The organism is Dyella koreensis (assembly GCF_044904565.1).
Lineage (GTDB): Bacteria > Pseudomonadota > Gammaproteobacteria > Xanthomonadales > Rhodanobacteraceae > Dyella_D > Dyella_D koreensis.
Genome location: NZ_JADIKD010000012.1, coordinates 1,224,063 through 1,245,220, shown reverse-complemented (window position 1 = coordinate 1,245,220; position 21,158 = coordinate 1,224,063). Strand labels below are relative to the sequence as shown.

At 63.9% G+C, this 21,158-nt stretch carries 21 protein-coding genes; 10 read left to right on the top strand and 11 right to left on the bottom strand.

Annotated elements, in window-relative coordinates:
- Nucleotides 1–98 precede the first annotated feature (98 nt).
- Complete coding sequence (locus tag ISS97_RS20655) at nucleotides 99–665, bottom strand: hypothetical protein (RefSeq protein ID WP_379984294.1); 567 nt, start codon at nucleotides 663–665, stop codon at nucleotides 99–101.
- Between the two features lie 176 nt (nucleotides 666–841).
- Here ISS97_RS20655 and hutU point away from each other — a divergent pair, with 176 nt between their 5' ends.
- From hutU to ISS97_RS20630, 5 genes are all read left to right on the top strand, one after another.
- Nucleotides 842–2,512 (top strand): urocanate hydratase, encoded by a 1,671-nt coding sequence (gene hutU / locus ISS97_RS20650; RefSeq protein WP_379984295.1) that lies wholly within the window; start codon nucleotides 842–844, stop codon nucleotides 2,510–2,512.
- Nucleotides 2,513–2,870: 358 nt separating this feature from the next.
- Nucleotides 2,871–3,218: a hypothetical protein gene (locus tag ISS97_RS20645; RefSeq protein ID WP_379984296.1), complete on the top strand. Its 348-nt coding sequence runs from the start codon at nucleotides 2,871–2,873 to the stop codon at nucleotides 3,216–3,218.
- A gap of 61 nt (nucleotides 3,219–3,279) precedes the next feature.
- Entirely contained in the window at nucleotides 3,280–3,519 is a 240-nt protein-coding gene (locus ISS97_RS20640; RefSeq protein WP_379984297.1) for a hypothetical protein, read from the top strand.
- Nucleotides 3,520–3,602: 83 nt separating this feature from the next.
- Nucleotides 3,603–3,992 carry an MAPEG family protein gene (locus tag ISS97_RS20635; RefSeq protein ID WP_379984298.1) on the top strand — a complete coding sequence of 130 codons (390 nt, stop codon included), beginning with the start codon at nucleotides 3,603–3,605 and terminating at the stop codon, nucleotides 3,990–3,992.
- Nucleotides 3,993–4,049: 57 nt separating this feature from the next.
- Nucleotides 4,050–5,024 carry an AraC family transcriptional regulator gene (locus tag ISS97_RS20630; RefSeq protein WP_379984299.1) on the top strand — a complete coding sequence of 325 codons (975 nt, stop codon included), beginning with the start codon at nucleotides 4,050–4,052 and terminating at the stop codon, nucleotides 5,022–5,024.
- 60 nt (nucleotides 5,025–5,084) lie between these two features.
- Here ISS97_RS20630 and ISS97_RS20625 read toward each other — a convergent pair whose 3' ends face one another.
- Nucleotides 5,085–5,441 (bottom strand): DUF1428 domain-containing protein, encoded by a 357-nt coding sequence (locus ISS97_RS20625; protein ID WP_379984300.1) that lies wholly within the window; start codon nucleotides 5,439–5,441, stop codon nucleotides 5,085–5,087.
- A 272-nt stretch (nucleotides 5,442–5,713) separates the two neighbouring features.
- Between ISS97_RS20625 and ISS97_RS20620 the strand changes: the two genes are divergently transcribed.
- Together ISS97_RS20620 and ISS97_RS20615 are read left to right on the top strand one after the other, a co-directional pair.
- Entirely contained in the window at nucleotides 5,714–6,490 is a 777-nt protein-coding gene (locus ISS97_RS20620) for a TenA family transcriptional regulator (RefSeq protein WP_379984301.1), read from the top strand.
- Between the two features lie 67 nt (nucleotides 6,491–6,557).
- Nucleotides 6,558–9,305, top strand: a complete 2,748-nt coding sequence (locus ISS97_RS20615) for a putative bifunctional diguanylate cyclase/phosphodiesterase (RefSeq protein WP_379984302.1) — start codon at nucleotides 6,558–6,560, stop codon at nucleotides 9,303–9,305.
- Nucleotides 9,306–9,409: 104 nt separating this feature from the next.
- On the opposite strand, the gene msrA is transcribed toward ISS97_RS20615, so the two are convergent.
- A complete protein-coding gene (msrA, locus tag ISS97_RS20610; RefSeq protein ID WP_379984303.1) occupies nucleotides 9,410–10,120 on the bottom strand; it encodes a peptide-methionine (S)-S-oxide reductase MsrA in 711 nt (236 codons plus the stop codon).
- A 129-nt stretch (nucleotides 10,121–10,249) separates the two neighbouring features.
- Here msrA and ISS97_RS20605 point away from each other — a divergent pair, with 129 nt between their 5' ends.
- Complete coding sequence (locus tag ISS97_RS20605) at nucleotides 10,250–11,071, top strand: arylamine N-acetyltransferase family protein (protein WP_379984304.1); 822 nt, start codon at nucleotides 10,250–10,252, stop codon at nucleotides 11,069–11,071.
- A 7-nt stretch (nucleotides 11,072–11,078) separates the two neighbouring features.
- Here ISS97_RS20605 and ISS97_RS20600 read toward each other — a convergent pair whose 3' ends face one another.
- From ISS97_RS20600 to ISS97_RS20590, 3 genes are read right to left on the bottom strand one after another with little or no spacing between them, the layout of a single operon-like run.
- Complete coding sequence (locus ISS97_RS20600) at nucleotides 11,079–11,300, bottom strand: RNA-binding S4 domain-containing protein (RefSeq protein WP_379984305.1); 222 nt, start codon at nucleotides 11,298–11,300, stop codon at nucleotides 11,079–11,081.
- A 5-nt stretch (nucleotides 11,301–11,305) separates the two neighbouring features.
- Entirely contained in the window at nucleotides 11,306–11,740 is a 435-nt protein-coding gene (locus ISS97_RS20595) for a barstar family protein (RefSeq protein WP_379984306.1), read from the bottom strand.
- Complete coding sequence (locus ISS97_RS20590) at nucleotides 11,737–12,153, bottom strand: ribonuclease domain-containing protein (RefSeq protein WP_379984307.1); 417 nt, start codon at nucleotides 12,151–12,153, stop codon at nucleotides 11,737–11,739. Before ISS97_RS20590 ends, ISS97_RS20595 begins: the two co-directional genes overlap by 4 nt.
- Nucleotides 12,154–12,806: 653 nt before the next feature.
- Between ISS97_RS20590 and ISS97_RS20585 the strand changes: the two genes are divergently transcribed.
- Nucleotides 12,807–14,360 (top strand): POT-type proton-dependent oligopeptide transporter, encoded by a 1,554-nt coding sequence (locus ISS97_RS20585; protein ID WP_379984308.1) that lies wholly within the window; start codon nucleotides 12,807–12,809, stop codon nucleotides 14,358–14,360.
- Here ISS97_RS20585 and ISS97_RS20580 read toward each other — a convergent pair.
- Nucleotides 14,345–15,370, bottom strand: coding sequence for an alpha/beta hydrolase (locus tag ISS97_RS20580; RefSeq protein ID WP_379984309.1), 1,026 nt, complete (start codon nucleotides 15,368–15,370; stop codon nucleotides 14,345–14,347). The genes ISS97_RS20585 and ISS97_RS20580 overlap by 16 nt on opposite strands.
- 177 nt (nucleotides 15,371–15,547) lie before the next feature.
- Between ISS97_RS20580 and ISS97_RS20575 the strand changes: the two genes are divergently transcribed.
- The gene (locus tag ISS97_RS20575; protein WP_379984310.1) at nucleotides 15,548–16,078 is read left to right on the top strand and encodes a hypothetical protein; all 531 of its coding nucleotides are present in this window, start codon (nucleotides 15,548–15,550) and stop codon (nucleotides 16,076–16,078) included.
- A 129-nt stretch (nucleotides 16,079–16,207) separates the two neighbouring features.
- Here the strand turns inward: ISS97_RS20575 and ISS97_RS20570 are convergent, their stop codons facing one another.
- The 4 genes from ISS97_RS20570 to ISS97_RS20555 all read right to left on the bottom strand — a co-directional run bounded on the left by ISS97_RS20570 (nucleotide 16,208) and on the right by ISS97_RS20555 (nucleotide 20,691).
- A complete protein-coding gene (locus ISS97_RS20570) occupies nucleotides 16,208–17,443 on the bottom strand; it encodes a TIGR03862 family flavoprotein (RefSeq protein ID WP_379984311.1) in 1,236 nt (411 codons plus the stop codon).
- 3 nt (nucleotides 17,444–17,446) lie between these two features.
- Complete coding sequence (locus tag ISS97_RS20565) at nucleotides 17,447–17,992, bottom strand: YaeQ family protein (RefSeq protein ID WP_379984312.1); 546 nt, start codon at nucleotides 17,990–17,992, stop codon at nucleotides 17,447–17,449.
- 530 nt (nucleotides 17,993–18,522) lie between these two features.
- The gene (locus ISS97_RS20560) at nucleotides 18,523–19,290 is read right to left on the bottom strand and encodes a slipin family protein (protein ID WP_379984313.1); all 768 of its coding nucleotides are present in this window, start codon (nucleotides 19,288–19,290) and stop codon (nucleotides 18,523–18,525) included.
- 21 nt (nucleotides 19,291–19,311) lie between these two features.
- Nucleotides 19,312–20,691, bottom strand: coding sequence for an NfeD family protein (locus ISS97_RS20555; RefSeq protein ID WP_379984314.1), 1,380 nt, complete (start codon nucleotides 20,689–20,691; stop codon nucleotides 19,312–19,314).
- Between the last annotated feature and the right edge of the window lie 467 nt (nucleotides 20,692–21,158).

Here is a 21,158-nt window from a genome sequence, read left to right as displayed (position 1 = left end):
GCTAGCACCGTCGGCGGCTACCGACTCGCCGTTTTCGGACATCAATAGGCAGCCCGCCGGCACGAGGGTGCCGGCGGTTGCACCGCGTCCGGCCCGGCTTATTTCACGGGCGCCATCAGGTGCTGATACGGCGTGCCGGCCCACATCACATAGGGCATGGAAGTATCCGGGTCCGCGTTCTTCGGATACATGTCGTAGAACGCCGCATCGGCGCCGACGACCATGAAATGCGGTCCGGTCTTGATCCAGTGATTGCTCGCCTCAGGCTTCTGCGCGTACGGATCGGTATTGCTCGCATCGGTACCGCCTTCGAGCATGTACATCACACCGATCTTGCCGGCCGGCGGCGGCTTGTGCGCCATGTATGCCTGTATCCATTCCATCGCATTCTTGTCCATGCACATCGGGTCGGGCCCCGGTGTCGTGGGGTTGTCCGGCATGCAGGTGTAGTCGTTGCTGCCTTTGCGCACCGTGCGCATCTTGCCGTCCGCTTCCATGGCGATGATGGTGGCGCCTTTGGCGACCCCGGCCGGCGCCGCGCGCATCGCGCTGGCGATCAGTTCGGCATCGCTGGGCGCATGTTTTTCCGCGGCCGGGACGCTGCCGGCCAAGGTAAGCAAGACAGCGACCGCAATGGTCCGGTACATCGATCCCTGGGTGTTCATATGACCTCCCCGGCGCAGTCGTCCTGGGATTCCCGGCTATGAGTCTGGGCCGCCGGTTGTCGGCGGACAATCAGCCAAACGGACAGGCCCGGCGCGGTTTTGCCGCAGTGCAGTTGGCGATGGCAAAACCGCGCGCCCATAATCGAGATTTCCCCCTCCGCAGTTCAGGATTTCCGATGAATGCCCCGACGCGTATCGACACTACCCGTACCATCCGCGCCCCGCGCGGCAGCGAGCTGAGCTGCAAGAGCTGGCTTACCGAGGCGCCGTTCCGCATGCTGCAGAACAACCTCGATCCGGAGGTCGCGGAAAACCCGGCGGAGCTGGTGGTGTACGGCGGCATCGGCCGCGCCGCGCGCAACTGGGAATGTTTCGACGCGATCCTGCGCGCCCTGCGCGAACTCAATGACAACGAAACCCTGCTGATCCAGTCCGGCAAGCCGGTCGGCGTGTTTCCGACCCATGCCGACGCGCCGCGCGTGCTGTTGGCCAATTCCAATCTGGTGCCGGCCTGGGCGAATTGGGAGCACTTCAACGAGCTCGATAAGAAGGGCTTGATGATGTACGGCCAGATGACGGCCGGCTCGTGGATCTACATCGGCTCGCAGGGCATCGTGCAGGGCACCTACGAAACCTTCGTCGAGATGGGGCGCCAGCACTACAACGGCAGCCTCAAGGGCAAGTGGATTCTCACCGCCGGCCTCGGTGGCATGGGTGGCGCGCAGCCGCTCGCGGCGACGTTGGCAGGCGCCTGCTCGCTGAATATCGAGTGCCAGCAGAAGAGCATCGATTTCCGCCTGAAGACGCGTTATGTGGATGAGCAGGCGACCGATCTCGACGACGCGCTTGCGCGCATCGCGAAATACACCGCCGCCGGCGAAGCGAAATCCATCGCGCTGCTCGGCAACGCGGCCGACGTGCTGCCGGAACTCGTGCGTCGTGGCGTGAAACCGGATGCCGTCACCGACCAGACCAGCGCGCACGATCCGGTCAACGGCTACCTGCCCAGCGGCTGGACCGTGGAGCAGTGGTTCGAGCGCCGCAAGAGCGATCCGGCCGGTACCGCCAAGGCGGCGAAGCAATCCATGCGCACGCATGTGGAGGCTATGCTCGCGTTCCACGCGCAGGGCATTCCCACGTTCGACTACGGCAACAACATTCGCCAGATGGCGAAGGACGAAAGCTTGACCAACGCGTTTGCGTTCCCGGGTTTCGTGCCGGCGTTCGTGCGTCCGCTGTTCTGCCGTGGCGTGGGTCCGTTCCGCTGGGTCGCGCTGTCCGGCGATCCGGAAGACATCTACAAGACCGACCAGAAAGTGAAAGAGCTGATCCCTGACGATCCGCACCTGCATCGCTGGCTCGACATGGCAAAAGAGCGCATCAGCTTCCAGGGGCTGCCGGCGCGCATCTGCTGGGTCGGTCTGGGCCTGCGCCACAAGCTCGGCCTGGCCTTCAATGAAATGGTGCGCAAGGGCGAGCTGAAAGCGCCGGTGGTGATTGGCCGCGATCATCTCGATTCTGGTTCGGTCGCCAGTCCCAACCGCGAGACCGAAGCGATGAAGGACGGCAGCGATGCCGTGTCCGACTGGCCGCTGCTCAACGCCATGCTCAACGTCGCCGGTGGCGCGACGTGGGTGTCGTTGCATCACGGCGGTGGCGTGGGCATGGGTTACTCACAGCACTCCGGTGTGGTGATCGTATGCGACGGCACCGAGGCCGCCGACAAGCGCATTGCGCGCGTGTTGTGGAACGACCCGGGTACGGGTGTGATGCGCCACGCCGATGCGGGCTATGACATGGCGGTGCAGTGCGCCAAAGAGCAGGGTTTGAAGCTGCCGATGGTGTAAATGCCTCCACCACTTATCAGGCTCCATTACGCCCTCTTTTGAGGGCGTAATGCTTTATGCGCGCCGGCCGAATTGGTCATGGCCCGCCCCAGGACAAGCGGCACTGGATATTGGGACGCGGATCGACTCATCATCGGGCGCCCTCTCCCCAAAGCGTTCCAACGGGCTCCCCTGGTTTAACGGTTCAAGATTCCGGGCATGCAGGTGTAGTGACATTCCTTGCGAGTGATGCAGGCATGCGTGCCCGTTTTTGGTGTCGGTACACAACAGGAGGTGTGCGATGGTGAGGTTTCTTGCTTCAAGCGCAGTGGTTCTGATGCTTGCCGGGTGTGCGACGGCCGGAACCCAATACAGCAAAGTGGATCAAGCGACAGTCGACTCGTTCAAGCCCGGGGAGACCACGGTCGCGCAGGTAGAGGCGGTGTTGGGCCAGCCGTTCCAGTCGAACCGCCTGCCTGATGGTTCCGAACAGCTGCAGTACATATCCAAGGTGCGTGATCTGGCGGCGGACGACACCCCGACGACGGGCTCGGCGATTCCCAAGAAGGTGGACAAGGTCGTTTCGACCATGCTGAGTTTCGACAAGAACGGGCATTTCGTCCGCTCGTGGAGCGCCGCGAAAGCCGGCCAGGAAAGTTACCCCAGCGACCTCGGCAAGATGCAGAGCGGCGATCTCAAGTGGGCCCCAGGCCACCAGCAACAATGACGGTGTGAGCGACGGGCTATGAGGATGCCCCTGGCCATGGCCAGGGGCATCCGGGGGACTCATGAATCTGTTCTATTGGTTTTTGTTTTTCGCTGCCAGTTCGGTCTTCGTGTTTTGGGTGATGCGCTGGGGCGGCGCCGAGTGGATGGAGGGATGGCGCTCCCTGTTCTTCATTGACTGGCTGCATGCATCGCTTTGGAACGCCGAGCAGATCAAACTGTACTTTCTGCTGCTGTGGGTCGTTCATGCGGCGTGGTTCGTGATCGGAATCTTTGCGCCGGCGGTGCGCTCACTATCGTGAGATGCTGGCCGTGGCGGACCCTGCAGATCATCAAGCGCAGGCGATAGAAGTACATTTCGGCATACCACCACGGGAGAGGCGTCATGGCGATCGAGCTGAAGATGTTGGCGTGGTCTGTACTGCTTGGGGTGATTTATGTGTTGGTCGCTGTCACGCTGTCCTTGCTGCAGCGCGGCCTGAAGTGGAATGCCAGCAACCGTGATACCGAGCCCAAGCCGTTGACCGGTGTCGCCGCGCGCGCCGATCGGGCGAGCCGCAATTTTCTGGAGACGTTTGCCTTCTTCGCCGCCGCGGTTCTCGCGGTGGTCCTTGCGCAACGGACTACGGCGAGTACGGCGCTGGGCGCTGAGATCTACCTGTGGGCGCGCGTGGCGTATTTGCCGATCTACCTCGCGGGCATTCCCTACGTGCGCACGCTGGTCTGGGGCGTGTCGCTATGGGGGCTGCTGCAGGTACTTGGTGGCTTGATCTGACGATCCTTGGCAACGTCATGGTCCTTCAGCGAGGACCGTGACGTATGCTTTCTGCCTATGCTCACTTATAGCGCCTATCTCGCCCGCATCAATCGCGTCTTCGATTACATCGATGCGCATCTGGATGCCGCACTCGATCTCGATACCCTGGCGGAAGTAGCGCATTTCTCGCCGTATCACTTCCACCGCATCTTCAAGGCCATGGCCGGCGAGACCCTGGCGGAGCGCGTGCGCCGGCGGCGGGTGGAGGTGGCGGCGACGCGGTTGGTGGCGATACGCGAAGCCACCGCATCGAAGATTGCGCTGGACGTGGGCTTCACTTCTCCTGAGGTGTTTACGCGCGCGTTCCGTGGCTATTTCGGCATGACGCCGACGCAATGGCGCGGTGGCGGCCATCTGTCCTGGGGTGTGGCGCGTCGCGAAGCGCTCAGCAAGATTCATCAAGACGAAAGCAAGAAGCATCAAGCCGTGCTTGAGGCGATCCGCAAGGATGCGGGCATGTGGCCGCATGGCCATGTTCCCGCCACTGGAGATTCTCCCATGCACGTCGAGATCAAAAACATTCCGGATGCCCGCGTCGCTTACATGCGCCACGTGGGTCCCTACGGCAGCGCCGGCATCACCCAGATGTGGCAGCGCTTCGCCGGCTGGTGCCGCGAGCAGGGGCTGATACCCCCACCGCGCATCATGTATGGCGTATGCCTGGACAACCCTGGCATGACGCCCGCCGAGAAGTTGCGTTACGACGCGTGTATCGAAGTCGGCACCGACTTCAAGCCGCAAGGTGAAATCGGCGTGACGACGCTGAAGGGCGGTCGTTACGCATGTGCGTCATTTGCTGGCACAGCTGCGCAGATTTCGGGTGCCTGGGGACACTTTGTCTCGGATTGGCTGCCGGGCAGCGGCTATGTGATCGACACCAGCGACGAGGCGCGCGGTGCCCTCGAGCTCTACGGCAAGGACTTCAAGATGGACAAGGATACGGGCGTCTTCGGCTGCGAACTCTGCCTGCCGGTACGACACGCCGTCTAGTCACTGCCGGAACGCGCGGCGCCGGGTCGACGTGTCCCGTCGATCCGGCGCCGGATATCGCTATAGCTGCACGATCGGTTTGAACCCGCCCCAGAACATGCGCTTGCCATCGAAGGGGAGGGTCTTGAGACTCAAGCCGGACAGGCGCGGGTCCTCCATCACCTTCTTATTGATGCGGTCGCGCTGGGCGCGCGATTTGAAGACGATCCACGAGAACACCACTACCTCGTCCGGCTTGAGTTTGACGGCCTGAGGGAACGAGGTCTGCTTGCCCGGCTTCACGTCGTCGGCCAGGCATTCGATGTATTCCAGCGCGCCATGTTCGCGCCAAATGCTTCCCGCCTTGCGGGCGAGGCGGCGGTACGCGGCGAGGCTTTTCCTGGGGACGGGCACCACGAAACCATCGACGTAACTCATACGGATTCTCCGTTGGCGACAGGAGCGGGAGCGCCTTCACGCACGCGAAATGGCGGTGCGGGCGCCTTGGAATCATGCGCCGGTTCGCTGCCGGTAGCGAGCCATCGAGTGCCGCTCTGGCGGGCGGAGCGGGAAGGCACCGGGCTCCGAAACTGGCCGATGTCGCCAAGGCTCCTGTGGGCGAAGACTATGAGGCGCCGGTGCCGTGACGGCACCGGCGCGCCGGCCATGTGCGCCGGCGATGACCTGAAAGCCAACACTGGAGAAGCAACATGAACACGCACTTCGAACGCACTGGCGCGCTGACTGAACTGACCAGCTACCCGCATTGGGCGCAGGATATGGTCGCCGCCTGCGAGGACGCGAAACGGGGGGTGGTGGACCACGAGCTGTGGTCGGTGATGAAGGAAGCCCGTCTCGACGCTACCTCCACCCGGCATTTTATGGTCGGCGTCTGGCCGGTCATTGAGCGTTTCCCTGCCTATATGGCACTAAACCTGCTTAAAACGCAGTACGGCAGGAGCCCGGGGGAGAACATGGCCCGGCGCTGGCTGGTCCGCAATATCCGCGTGGAGCAGAACCATGCTGACTATTGGATCCATTGGGCGGAAGGCGCCGGCGTCAGCCGGGACGAGGTCCTGCACGGGCAGGCCCCGCACGGCACGCAGGCCTTGGCGGATTGGTGTGAGCAGGTCAGCAGCAAGGCATCGCTGGCGGCCGGCATAATTGCCACCAACTATGCAGTAGAAGGGGCGACCGGAGATTGGTCGCAGATCGTCTACGAGAGCACGGCCTATGCGGAGAGTTTCCCCAAGGACAAGCGTGCCAACAGCCTGCGCTGGCTACAGCTGCATGCCGCGTATGACGATACCCATCCATGGGAAGCGCTGGAGATAGTCTGTACGCTTATGGGCACGGCACCGACGCCGGCCGAGGTCGCGTATCTGGGTGAATGTGTGCGACGCAGTTACGTCAGCATGCGGGTCACGCTGGATCGTTGCCTGGATGTGCGTCAAGGTCCGTGGGCAGTCAGTGAAGCCGCAGCCTGAGTAACGTGATCGCCGGGCGATACGTATCCACAGGCAGCGGATGTCGTCGAAGAGGATACAGGACAAGATGCGTATCGCTCGTACTGGCTTGCGAAGACCCCTGCTGCAGCGACTGATGCCGCTGGCGTACGCGCTGGCGGTCATGATCGGGCTGATCCTCGCCCTTACCTGGGGCGCTTTGCAGGTCCAGGTGACTCTCGCCGGGTTTCTCAACGGCGAGAGTCTTTGGTCCAAGGCGCAGAAGCAGGCGGTGATCGACCTCGACAACTATGCGGTCAAGGGCAACGCGGCCGACCTCGCGAGCTTCAGGAAAAACTACCTGGTGGTGAAGTCGGACCGTTGGGCGCGCGATGCCATCGACAGCGGCCACTACGATCCGCAGCAGGTCGACCAGGCGTTCCGCCGCGGCGGGGTGATCCCGTCGGCGATCCCGGGCATGGTGTTCATGCTGCAGTATTTCTCTGGCGCTCCCAACATGCGCGAGGCGATCGAAGCCTGGCATTCGGTGGATGGCCAGATCGCCGAGCTCGATGCCATCGCCGGTGAACTCGAAGACGCTTATGCGCACGGCGGGCTGTCCAGCCAGGAGCTGCTGCGCCAGCGTGACCGCATCAACACGCTCAACAATTTCATCGAGCCGCGCAGCAACCGTTTCTCGGTATATATCGCCAGGGGCGCCACCTGGCTGGGGCGCGTGCTGTTCGCCAGCGTGTTCCTCGTGGCGCTGGTTGCTTCGCTGCTGTGGCTGCGCATGGCGCGGCGCATCCTGGCCGGCATCCGCGGCACGGAGGAGCGCTATCGCCTGCTGTTCGACAGTGCATCCTCGGCCATCGTGATGGTCGATGAGGCCAGTGGCCGCATCCTCGACGCCAACCGCATGGCCGGCCATTGGGCCGGACGCGAACCCAGCGAGCTGGTTGGCGATGTCTTTGCGCACCTGTTCGCCCGCATCGGCCTGCCGCAGGAGGGTGGGGTGAGTCTGCTGCGCGGTGCCGATGGCCATCATCGTCCGGTGGAGATGCGCAGTGCGCTGGCCATGTGGGGCGAGCGCTTCGTACGGCAGGCCATCATCAGCGACATCTCCGAGCGGGTGTCGATGGAGCAGGAGCGCCGCATCGCTTCCGAAGCACTGGCCGGGATCGCCGAAGGCGTAATCATCGCCGATGCCGACCGCCTGGTGACCACGGTGAACGCTGCTTACACCCGCATCACCGGTTATGACGCCAGCACGCTGCGCCTGTGCCGCTTCGACGAGACGCGCAGCCTGCCCAGCGGCTCGCCGCTGTCCGCATCCGTGTGGGATACGGTAGCCAACGGCGGCAACTGGAAGGGCGAGGTGTTGAGCCGGCGCAAGGACGGCAGCACCTATCCCGAGCTGCTCAGCGTCAGCGCCATCCGCGACACCTACGGTCGCGTGCAGCACTACGTGGCGGTGTGTACCGACATCACCGCGACCAAGGCGGATCGCCTGCGCCTGGAACATCTCGCCACGCACGATCCGTTGACCGGCCTGGTCAACCGCGCCGAATTCGAACGCCTGTGCGAGCACGCCATTCTCAATGCCACGCACGAACGCAATGCGGTGGCGGTGCTGTTCGTTGACCTCGATGCGTTCAAGGTCGTCAACGACAGCTACAGCCATGCGATCGGTGACAGCCTGCTGGTGAAGGTCGCCGAGCGCATCGACAAGATCATGAGCAAGCACGACGTGGCCGGCCGCATCGGCGGCGACGAATTCACCGTGCTGCTGAGCCGGCTTAGTGCGCGAGAGGATGCGCGCGGCGTGGCCAACCGTCTGCTGGCCGCGCTGGCGGAACCGGTGATGGTGGGTGATTACGAAATCGCGCTCAGCGCCAGTATCGGTATTGCCGGCTATCCGCTGGACGGCGGCGATCCGATCACGCTGATCACCAATGCCGACGCTGCGATGTACGTGGCCAAGACCGAAGAGCGCAACGCCTACCGGTTCTATACGCCGCTGATGCATGCCGATGCGCGCCGCCGCCTGATGCTGGGCGTCGATCTGCGCCAGGCGCTGGCCAAGGGCGAGTTCCATCTCGTCTATCAACCCAATATCGAACTGCGCACCGGCCGCATCGTGGCGGTCGAAGCGTTGTTGCGCTGGCATCACCCTGACCGCGGCCTGCTGCTGCCGGACGAGTTCATTCCGATGGCGGAAAGCCTGGGCCTGATCCGCCAGATCGACGAATGGGTGATGCGCGAGGCCTGCGCGCAATTGCGGCGCTGGGACAACGAGCGGCTGCCGTCGCTGCGCATGGCGGTCAATGTCTCCGCCAGCACTTTCGGGCATCGCTCCTTCATCGACAGGCTGAGTGCCGCGCTGGAGGCCGAGAAATTGCCCGGCCAGCGCGTGCTGGTCGAAATCACCGAGAGCGCGATCCTGCGCCTGGGCGAGCAGACCGACCGCACCATGCAAGCCTTGCATGCGTTGGGTGTCGGTGTGGCGATCGACGATTTCGGTACGGGGTATTCCTCGCTGGCCTACCTCAAGTTGTCGGCGATTGCCTTCCTCAAGATCGATCGCTCCTTCATTTCCGGCCTGCCGGCCGATACCAACAACCTGGCGATCACCGAGGCCATGCTCGCCATCGCGCGCAGCCTTGGCCTGCGGCCCATCGCCGAGGGTATCGAAACGCAGGAGCAGCACGAGTTCCTGCTGCGTGCGGGTTGCGCGGAAGGTCAGGGATTCTTCTATGCCCGCCCGCAGGCCGCCGAGGACATCGAGCGCCTGCTGCGCCCTAGCCCCCGCCACGCGCAATCCCGGCTGCGCCTGGTGCCGCCGAAGCAGTTGTAGGAGCCCACCCTGTGGGCGAAAGCGGCCCATAAGGGCCGCCTCTTGTAGCAACCCGCGGCCACGCTACGCGTGGCTTTCGCCCACAGGGTGGGCTCCTACGGTGATCAATGCAGCTGCACGTCGACGACGGATTCTTCGGTCTTGTACACGTTCGGGAACAGCTGTTTCAGGTTCCTTACTTTCGGCGCGTCGTTGAACACGATGTACGGCTGGTTGGGGTGTAGCCGCGCATAGTCCTGGTGGTACGCCTCGGCGACATAGAACGCCTTGAGCGGTACCACCTGGGTAACGATGGGATCGGCGAAGGCCTTGGCCTGGGTGAGCTGGTCGATATATGCCGAGGCGATGCGTTTCTGCTCATCGTTGCCGTAGAACACCACGGAGCGGTACTGCGTGCCGGCATCCGGGCCTTGACGGTTGAGCTGGGTCGGATCCATGGCTACCGAAAAGAACACTTGCAGCAACTGGCCGTAGCTGACCTGCGCGGGGTCGTACAGGATCTTCACCGATTCGGCGTGGCCGGTGTTGCCGTCGCTGACCAGATCGTAGTGCGCCGTGTCGGCGTTGCCGCCGGCATAGCCCGACCAGACTTTCTTTACGCCTTTGACGTGCTCGAACACAGACTCCACACCCCAGAAGCAGCCACCGGCCAGTACGGCGACCTGTTCGCTGTGGGTGGCGGCGAGGGGGACGTCTACCTTGGGTGCTGGCAGGGCGCTGGCCGCGCTGGCGGTCGGCAGGCTGCACGCGCTGGTGCCGGCCAGGATCAACAGGCTGGCGAGCGCGTGAATGGAACGGCGACGGATGGCAGTCATGGCAATGCTCCTGGACGTGGCATGTTCCACAGCTGATTCGCTGGCAAGGCTCGCAGGGTTACTTCCCGCACCGTTCGTTCCGCAAATGCGGTGTTATCGTGCCGGCCCACATCCTTCCCCGATGCCGACATGACCTACAGCTTCGACCTTGCCGCCTATTTGCGCCGGATTGGCTACCAGGCGCCAGTGCAGCCGGATCTTGCGACTCTGCGCGCGCTCGTGGCCGCGCACGTCGCGGCCATTCCCTTCGAAAACCTCGACCCGCTGCTGCGCGTGCCGGTGGTGATCGAGCTGGAGGCGATCGAGCGGAAACTGGTGCATGCCGGCCGCGGCGGCTACTGCTTCGAGCAGAACCATCTGTTGCGCGCGGCGCTGAGCGCCATCGGCTATGAGGTCACTGGCTTGATCGCGCGGGTGCTATGGGGACGCGACGAAGATGCGATCACCGCACAAAGCCACATGCTGCTGCGCGTGGATCTGGCGGGTGAGAGCTGGCTGGTGGACGTCGGTTTTGGCGGCCAGACACTGACCGGCGCCCTGAAGCTGGAAGCGGATACCGTGCAGCCGAGCGCGCACGAGCCGTATCGCCTGTTGCACGCCGATGGCGTCTGGCGCATGCAGACGCTGGTGCGCGACACCTGGGGCACGCTCTATCGCTTCGACCTGCAGCCGCGCTATCCGGTCGACTACGTGGTGGCCAACCACTACACATCGACCTATCCGGAATCGCATTTCCTGCACATGCTGGTCGTGGCGCGCAGTCTCCCGGGCCGCCGCCTGAATCTGCGCAACCGCGACTTCGTCATTCATCATCTCGGCGGCGAATCCGTGCGGCGCACGCTGCAGAACGTGGCGGAGATTCGCGACGTGCTGCAACGTGAGTTCTCGATCCGCCTGCCGGAACATCCCGAGCTGGATCAGCGCCTGGACGCGCTGCCGTTTCCGGAATAAACGCCGCTCAGCCCGCGGCGAAGACGTGAATCGTCACGTCGTCCAGTTGCACCACCTGGCCCGCGTGAATCTTGCAGGTCTTGCGCAGCTCCTGCTGCCCATCGACATACACCGCGCCGCTGGCGACGATGGCCTTGCCAGCGCCGCCGCTGTCGCACAGGCCCACCAGCTTGAGCAACTGGTTGAGTTCCACGTGGTCGCGGTCGAGTTCAAATTCGAGTTCTTGCATGCGGCTTAGTCGTCCGTTTCGTTAAAGGCGCTTTCCGGCAGCGCGAAGAAGGCGAAGAACGGCACGTCGTCATCCAGCCAGCCCTCGGCCGCCTCGTCGAGGATATCGAGCAGGGTATCGAAGTCTTCCTCGTTGGCGCTGCGCAAATCGTTGGCGTGATCGAACAGCAACAGGTAGCCCTGCGCCTTCAGCCAGGCGAAGTCGCGCACGCAATCGGCCAGCGCATCCCAGTTCTGGCCGAACGTCGCCGGCAACTGCCACGACGCGGCCAGGCGGCGCAGCAATTCTTCCTTGTCATGGCAGTCCTTCAGGCTGGTGCGGCCCACGAACATCGACTTGTCGGCCAAGGCGGCGAGGGGATCCAGATCTTCCTCGACCACGAAGAACACGCCGCCGCGGGAGGGATCGGTCAGATCGATTTCGGTGTCGTGCTCGCTCATCGGTTCACCTGGAAGCTTTGGAAAGTGCGGTAGTGATCGTCGGTGTAGTAGTAGATCACCGGCGGATTACCGCCCGTGATGATGCGCCGCGCGCCGCGGTAATTGAGTCCGGGCGTTTCCACGGTGTACTCGTGGTAGTAGCCGTTGGGCTGCGCGGGCAGGCGGCCTTCGCGGTTGCCGAAGACGGTGCCGTCCTGGCGGTGGGCGAAGGGGCCGCCGCGCTGGATGCGTTCAACGATGTCGCGGGCTTCCGGGGGGAGGAAGCTGGGGAGCGCCCCGGTGGCTGGCGCCGTGTTGGAGGCGGTTGCGGGTGTAGGCGCACCGGTGGGCGGCGGTGAGGTCGGGTGCCGGTTCCAGAGGAGGGCGGCGACGGCCAGGATGATGATGAGGATGGCGGGTTTTAGGGGGCGCATTTTGGGTGGTGGGTGGAGAGTGGGGGGAGCTTATCAGGGGTGTTGTGACGCATCGTTGATGGGGCTTCTTTACTCCTGCGGAGTAGTGCGCGCTTTTCTCCCTCTCTCCTATGGGAGAGGGCCGGGGTGAGGGGTTGGTCCTTGCGCCATCCCCATCTACTTCGTCATTCCGGCGAAGGCCGGAATCCAGTGGCGTTGTCGCTCGGTTGTCGCGTTGTCTCGCACGGGTTCGCCTGCGGCGGGGTTTCGTCTCGCTGCCGCGAGCCGAGTTACTTTTCTTTGCTTGCCCAAAGAAAAGTAACCAAAAGAAAAGGCACCCCTCTTACGCGCCCTCCGGCTACGCCTACGGGTTCGTGAGGGTTGGCCGGGCTTTTCGACACGACATCCATGTCGTGTCGAAAAGGCGCAGGCGTCCTGCCTGCGCCCCCTTCGGGGCCTGATCGTCCAACCCTCACCGCTCCACAGGGGACCCGGTGACGGGCTCGCTTCGCATCGCCTTTCCAAGAATAAAGAAGAGCAGCTCCCTCTCCCCTTCGGGGAGAGGGTTGGGGTGAGGGGTGGGTGCTCGGGATCACGTTGCTAGAGCAGGGCTTATGTTTGGCTGCCGCAAGAACTTGCGGCAAACTCAATGGTTTCGTCTGTCAGGAGCGTCCATGAGCGCTGCCATGCCTACCGAACGCGGTCGTTTGCCGCGGCAGATTCCTTTCATCATCGGTAATGAGGGGTGTGAGCGGTTTTCGTTTTATGGGATGCGCAACATCCTCACACCGTTTTTGATCACGTCGCTGTTGATGTATTTGCCGGAGTCGGAGCGGCCGGGGGCGGCGAAGGATGTGTTTCATACCTTCGTGATCGGGGTGTATTTCTTTCCGCTGCTGGGCGGGTGGCTGGCGGATCGGTTTTTCGGCAAGTACCAGACGGTGTTGTGGATGAGTCTGGTGTATTGCCTGGGGCATTTGTGTCTGGCGTTGTTCGAGCATCACCCGACGGGTTTTTATGTGGGGCTCGGGTTGATTGCGTTGGGGGCGGGTGGGATCAAGCCGTTGGTGGCGTCGTTTGTGGGCGATCAGTTCGATCAGTCGAACAAGCATTGGGCGAAGCTGGTGTTCGATGCGTTTTACTGGATCATCAATTTCGGTTCGTTCTTCGCTTCGTTGTTGATGCCGATTTTTCTGCGGAAGTTCGGCGCGGCGGTGGCGTTTGGTATTCCCGGTGCGCTGATGTTGGTGGCGACGGTGGTGTTCTGGCTGGGACGCAAGCAGTACGTGATGGTGCCGCCGTCGCCGCCGGATCCGGATGCATTTTCGCGGGTGTTGCGCAGTGCGTTGCTGGAGAAACGTGCAGGGCAGGGGCGGCCCGGTTTATGGGTGGCAGGTGTCGGTGTGTTGGCGGCGGTTGCCGCGCTGGTGTCGTCGCCGGCGTTGGGTTTTGTGATTGCCGCGTGTCTTGCGCTGGTTGCGTTGATCGGTGGTGTGGGTGGCGGTGCGTGGTTGCAGATGGAGCGTGCGCGCGGGCTGCATCCGGATGTAGCGGTGGATGGCGCGCGCAATGTACTGCGCGTGCTGGTGATCTTTGCGCTGACCACGCCGTTCTTCTCGCTGTTCGATCAGAAGGCGTCGACGTGGGTGCTGCAGGGGAACGAGATGGGCGCGCCGGACTGGTTCCATCCGGCGCAGATGCAGGCGCTGAATCCGCTGCTGGTGATGTTGTTGATCCCGTTCAACAACCTGGTGTTGTATCCGCTGCTGCGCCGTCGCGGCTACGAGCCCACGGCGTTGCGCCGCATGACGGCGGGCATCGCGTTCAGTGGCTTGGCGTGGATAGTGGTGGGCGGCTATCAGTTGGTGATCGATGGCGGCGATGCGCTGTCGATCGTGTGGCAGGTCGCGCCGTACGCGCTGCTTACCTTCGGCGAAGTGCTGGTCTCCGCCACGGGCCTGGAGTTCGCCTATAGCCAGGCGCCGGCGTCGATGAAGGGGGTGGTGATGAGTTTCTGGAACCTCACCACCACCATCGGCAATCTGTGGGTGCTGATGGCCAATGCCGCCGTGCGCAGTGAGGTGGTGACCGGGCATATCGCGGTGACCGGGCTCAGCGTGACGGCCTTCCAGATGTTCTTCTTCGCCGCATTCGCATTGCTGGCGGCGCTGGCCTTCGGCGCGTACGCGCGGCGTTACCGCGAAGTGGACAACTACCGCACGGCGTAGTGACTGGCGCTCTTGCTGCCGTACGCCCACTGCAGGAACGGCGGCAGCACCATCGCCCACGACGCCTGGTTGTGTTTGCCTTCGTCCAGCAGATAGAAGGCCACATCCGCCTGACGCGAAGGGTGTTGTGCGTAATCCATGTCCACCCGATAACCCAGTTGGCGCAGGCCGCGCAGCTGGCCGCCGCCGGGGATGCGATAGCCCTCGATCAGGTCGCGCACATCGCCGATCGCATCGATCACGCCGTCATGGTCGCGGTCGTCGGTTTCTTCCGCGCTGCCCACCGAGAACCACAGCTTGAGTGACGGGCGCCTGCGGCTCGCATCCACCATGTGCAGGGCGAACCGCGTGCGATCGATGCTGAGGCCGTCGCTGCGATCCTTGGCCAGCCAGAACGACGGCGAGAAGGCGCCGACGCGCCCGAATAGTTCCGGATACTGCCAGGCCAGGTTGAAAGCATGCAGCCCGCCCAGCGACCAGCCGAGCACGGCGCGGCCTTCGGGGGTGCGCTGGGTGCGGAAGCGCGCATCGACAGCGGGTACCAGCCGCGTGACGAACCATTGCGTGTAGTCCTGCGCGTGCGTGCCGATCGGGCCGATGCGCGAATCGCCGACCACGCTGCGCGCCTGCTTGCGGTCGGAAAGACCATAAGCGCCCGCGCGGTCGGGCGGCATGTCGACCGCCACCACAATGATAGGTTCGATCAGGCGGTCCCGGTACAACGCCGCCAGCGTGCTGGACAGGCCGACCGCGCCCATGTCCTGTCCGTCGTTGGCATACAGCACCGGGTAGTGGCGGCCTGGGTGCGCGGCATAGCCGGGCGGCAGATAGACGCTGATATGCATCGGTTGCGGCGACACGCCAGGAGCCTTGAGCTGGAGCTCGGAGACACCGATCGCTGGCGTATTTTCCTGCACGCTGAGGCGCTCTTCCGGGTGGCCTGGCCATTGCGCGGTGGCGGTGCCGGAGGCGACGAGAAGGGAAAGGACCAGCCAGAAGCGAAAACACATACGACAAGACTCGATCTGAAGCGGCAGCTCCCGCATCCTGCCATGAGTGCGCCGTTGCGACGTGTGCCGGGGCCGAAGCGGGCGGATGTTGCGAACAAGCACACAATGGCCGCCTTTCAGCGTTGATCCCCCTGCGGGGCGCCTGTACAGTCCAACGCTTTGTCATGGGGGGAAACCATGTTCAAGCAAGTGCTGACGATAGGGGCGCTGACCCTGGCGCTATGCGCCTGTGGAAGCCAGAAGACGCGCGAGACGGTGCCGCTGGACGCGCTGGTGGTGCCGGTCTCGGCACCGTGGATCAGTGTGGAGCCGACGCAGGGTGACCTGTTGGTGCGCGGGCTGGACCAGAAGATGATCCTGACGCCGTCGCGTCCGGTGTCCGACGTGCTGCAGGCGCAGCTGCGCCTGGCCTTGCAGCCGGCTTATATCTCCAATCTCACCGTGACTTGCGAGCGCGTGAAGACGGATATGCGCGTGAAGCACGAAGACGACGCGCCGAGCACTGCGACGCTGGATATCTCCATGCGCTGCACCACCAATGCGCGCGGCTTCGTGACGCGCAGCGAGCTGCGTTCGCAGCCGTCCGCGCCGGTATCCGCACAGACCGACTACGCCAAGTTGTTCGTGGCGCTGCTCGATGGTGCGTCGAAGGAAATGGCCGGCAAGGTGCAGGCCGACATCGACACCAGCAAGAGCAACCTCAAGTAAGTCGTAGACGGCCCGAAAAATGTAGGAGCGCACCCTGTGCGCGAAAGCCCTGCATTAGCAGGGCCGCTTATTGAAGATGAGCACAGCCCTACGGGCTGATCGCGCACAGGGTGCGCTCCTACAGCAACGTTAGCGCTTCAACCAAGCCGCGGCGCCTTGCCCTGCGATGCGTCCGCTGGCGTAACAGGCGGTGAGCAGGTAGCCGCCGGTCGGCGCTTCCCAATCCAGCATTTCGCCCGCGCAGAACACGCCGGGCAGGTCGTTGAGCATCAGTGCGTCGTTCATCGCTTCCAGTCGCACGCCACCGCTGCTGCTGATCGCCTCGGCGATCGGCCGCGGCTGTTTGAGATGCAGGGGCAGGCGCTTGATGGTGTTGGCAAGCACGGTGCTGTCGTTGAGCTGTTCCGTCTTCAACACCTCGCGCAGCAACGCCGCTTTGACGCCGACGATTCCCGCCTGCCGCCGCAGATGCTCGCTGAGCGAGCGGCTGCCACGCGGCTTGGCGAGGTCGCGCTGGAGGCGTTCCAGCGTGCGGTCGGGTGCCAGATCCAGTTGCAGGGTGGTGTGTCCGTGCCTGGCGATGGCGTCGCGCAAGGTGGCGGAGAGCGCATAAATCAGGCTGCCCTCGATCCCGGTTTCGGTGATCACGCATTCGCCCTGGCGCTGATGGCCCTGGCCCTGCGCATCGCGCCAGTGCGCCACCACCGGCTTCAGTGGTGCGCCGGCATGGCGAGTGGCGAGCAGCTCGCTCCAGCCGATATCGAAGCCGCAATTGGACGGCTGCAACGGCGCCACATCCACGCCGCGCGCCGCCAGCCACGGCTGCCACGTGCCATCCGAACCCAGCTGCGGCCAGCTGCCGCCGCCCAGTGCCAGCACGGTGGCGCCCGCCTGCACGACCCGTTCGCCGGCAGGTGTGTCGAAGCGCAGTGCGCCGTGTTGATCCCAGCCTAGCCAGCGGTGATGCACATGGAAGCGCACGCCGTTTTCGCGCAGACGATGCACCCAGCCGCGCAATAGCGGTGCCGCCTTGAGATCGCTGGGAAACACGCGGCCGGAACTGCCGACGAAGGTCTCCACGCCGAGGCCGCGCGCCCATGCGCGCAAGTCGTCCGCGTCGAAGGTTTCCAGCCAGCGGCCGATGTCTTTGGCGCGTGCCCCGTAACGCTGCACGAACTCCGCTTTGGCTTCGCCGTGCGTGAGGTTCATGCCGCCTTTGCCGGCGAGCAGGAATTTACGTCCGACCGAACCTTTGCCTTCGCAGACGTCCACGTCGACACCCGCCGCGCGAGCGCTCTCGGCCGCCATCAAGCCGGCGGGACCGCCGCCGATGATGACCAGCCCGGATGCGGTATCGGCAACCATGGTTCAGGCGTTGCCCATGCGGCGCGTGGGTTCGATCGACACCGCGGTGGTGTCGCTCATCATCTGCAGCTGCGCGTCCTGGATCAGGCATTGCAGGCGCATGCCGCGCTGCGTGAGTTCAAGCAGCGCTTCGACCGTGGCGGCGGGAATGTCGATGACGGTGAGGTTGCTGTGGCGCGCCAGCGTGGAGCCGGTCTTGTCCCACCAGATATCGGCGGTGCGTCCGCCGTAGTTGATCACCACCACTTGCTGCGCGCGGCCGCAGGCTTTGCGGATGCGCGCCTCGTCGGGTTGGCCCAGCTCGATCCATTGCTCGATCTCGCCGGTGTAGGCCTTGCGCCACAGATCGGGTTCGTCGTCGGTGCTGAGGCCCTTGCCGAATTCCAGGCGCTCGTCGGCATGCAGGGCGAAAGCGAGCAGGCGCACCATCAGGCGCTCTTCGGTTTCGGAGGGGTGCCGGGCGAGGGTGAGGGCATGGGTGGCGTAGTAGTGCCGGTCCATGTCGCTGATTTGGAGTTCGGCTTTGTAGATGGTGGCGTTGAGGGCCATGGGGCCGCCTGGTTGAGGTAGCCGCTTATTGTAGGGCAGGTGGGGCTTTGTCCCCGCTTCCTTTTGGGGAGTGAGAGTTCGGCCCTTGTGACATTCCCGCCTATTTCGTCATCCCTGCGTAGGCAGGGATCCAGTAGTGAAGCGTTTCGATGTTCGCGTTGTCGCGACCGGGTCCGCCTGCGGCGGGCTTTCGAACCGCTGCCGCGGTCCGAGTTACTTTTCTCTGCTTGCCCAGAGAAAAGTAACCAAAAGAGAGGGCACCCCTCTTACGCGCCCTCCGGCTTCGCCTGCGGGTTCGTGAGGGTTGGCCGGGCTTTTCGACAGGACATCCTTGTCCTGTCGAAAAGGCGTCGGCATCCATGCCGCCGCCCCCTTCGGGGCCTGATCGTCCAACCCTCACCGCTCCACAGGGGACCCGGTTACGGGCTCGCTTCGCATCGCCTTTTGGAGCAACAGCTCCCTCTCCCCTCCGGGGAGAGGGTTGGGGTGAGGGGTGGGTGCTCGGAACAGCGCTGCTACCTGGTGGTGATTCACCCCGCCGGTGGTGTCTTCGCCAGTCCATCCAGCAACGGTCGGATCATGTCCAGCGGTAGCGGAAATACGATGGTGGAGGCGTTGCCGCTGCTGGACATGTCGGCCAGGGTTTGCAGGTAGCGCAGCTGTAGTGCTTGTGGCTGTTGCGACAGGGTGGCGGCGGCGTCGCGGAGTTTTTCGGCGGCCTGGTGTTCGCCTTCGGCGTGGATCACTTTGGCGCGGCGGACGCGTTCGGCTTCGGCCTGGCGGGCGATGGCGCGGACCATGGTTTCGTTGAGGTCGACGTCTTTCAGTTCGACGTTGCTGACTTTGATGCCCCAGGCGTCGGTGGCTTCGTCGAGGATGGTTTGCAGGATGCGGTTGATGGAGTCGCGCTGGGAGAGGATTTCGTCCAGTTCGTGTTGGCCGAGGACGGAGCGCAGGCGGGTCTGGGCGAGCTGGCTGGTGGCTTGCAGGAAGTCGGCGACTTTCAAGGTGGCTTTGTCGGGTTCGACGACGCGGAAGTACACCACCGCGTTGACGCGCACGGAGACGTTGTCGCGCGAGATCACGTCCTGTGGCGGTACGTCCATCACGGTTACGCGCAAGTCGACGCGCATCATGCGTTGCACGACCGGCACCAGGATCACCAGGCCGGGGCCTTTGGTGCCGGTGTAGCGGCCAAGCGTAAGCACTACGCCGCGTTGATATTCCGGCAGCACCTTGATCGACATGAAGAGCAGGGCGGCGGCGAGCACCACCACGACACCAGCGAATCCGAACATGGGAATCTCCATAACGTTCACCTAAAGAGGGGCTACCCAGAGTTGCAGGCCTTCGCGGCGCAGCACGCGGACGCGTGCGCCGGCGGGTAGGGCGGTTTCGCAATGCACGCGCCAGCGTTCGCCGCCGACCAGCGCCCAGCTCTCGCTGTCGGGCTGCACGGCTTGCAGCAGTTCGCCGGTGGCTTGCAGGACTTGTTCGTCGCCGCTGAAAGGACGCGTGCGGCGCGCGCGCATCACCAGGCGCAGGATCAGGGCGAGCAGGGCGATGGCGCAGAAGGCGATGCCGGCGATCACGCCAAGGTTCACCGCATAACCCGGTACGCCGGTGTTGAACAGCATGATCGAGCCGAGCACGAAGGCGATCACACCGCCCACGCCAACTGCGCCGACCGTCGGCGTAAGCGCTTCCGTAAGCAGCAGGGCGACGCCGAGCGCCATCAAGGCCAGTCCGGCGTAATTCACCGGCAGCAATTGCAGGGCGTAAAGGCCGATCAGCAGGCAGATGCCGCCGACGACGCCGGGCAACCACGCGCCGGGATGGAAGGCTTCGAGGATCAATCCGTAGATGCCGGCCAGCAGGAGTACGTAAGCGATGGTGGGGTTGGTGATGATGCCGAGGAAGCGTGTGCGCCAGTTCGGCGCGTAGTCGCGCAACGGCAAACCGGTGAGTTGCAGCGTCTGCACTTGTCCGGCGACCCGCACCTTGCGGCCGCTGGCCTGCACCAGCAGTGCGCTGGCGTCGGCAGCGACAAAATCGACCACATGTTTCGCCACCGCTTCGTCGGCCGTAAGTGTGGCGGCACCGCGCACCGCCTGCTCGGCCCACACCGCATCGCGACCGCGCAGTTGCGCAAGCGAGCGGATATACGCGATGGCATCGTTGAGCACCTTGTTCGCCTCCGCATCGTGCGTGGCGTCATTGCCGGCGGCAGGCTTCTCCGCACTTCCCGCTGGCGCGGGCGCGCCCAGCGGCGATGGCATCGGCGTACTGCCACCCAGACTCACCGGTGTCGCCGCGCCCAGATGCGTCGCCGGCGCCATCGCCGCAACGTGGCAGGCGTAGAGAATGTATGTACCCGCGGATGCGGCACGCGCACCATCCGGAGCCACATAACCAAGCACCGGCAACCTCGAAGCAAGAATGCCGCTCACGATCTGGCGCATCGACTCCGCCAGTCCGCCCGGCGTATCCAGCCGCAACACCACCGCCACCGCACCTTCGCGCGTAGCGCGTTGCATCGCGTCGTCGAAATACTCCGCCGACGCCGGGCCGATCGCACCATCCAGCTCAATACGCGCCACAAACGGCGAACTTCTTTCAGGCACAGGCTGAGCCAGCGCAGCAACGCCCAACGCCAGGCCAAACAGGGCGCTCCACAGAACCCACATGCTTCGCGACATCACACCGTCTCCCGCATGCTTGCGCCATCACATTGCGCCGATAGATGTTGTGCGGATGTGGATGTTGTCTTTATTGGGTGGAGGGAGAGGCGTGTTTGTATTAGCAATGCGATCTCAAGTACTCACCCCTCCCCAACCCTCCCCTGCGAGCAGGGGAGGGGGCAGAAGCGAGGCGCTGCAAAGAAATCCATCCCGAGGTCTGACACTGGAAAAGGCGGAGCTATGAAGTGCGCCACCTGCTCTTCAGGCCATTTCTCTTTGGTTACTTTCTCTTTGGGCCAGCAAAGAGAAAGTGACTCGGGCGCCGGCAGGCGTCCGAAATGCCCGCTGCATAAGCGGCCAGGGCACGCAGACGCGACAACCGAGCGATAACGCCACTGGATGACCAGCTTCGCTGTTGTGAAGCGCTTCTGGCCTGCGCCGGAATGACGAGTAGGACGGGATATCGCAAGGGTCGAACCCCTTTC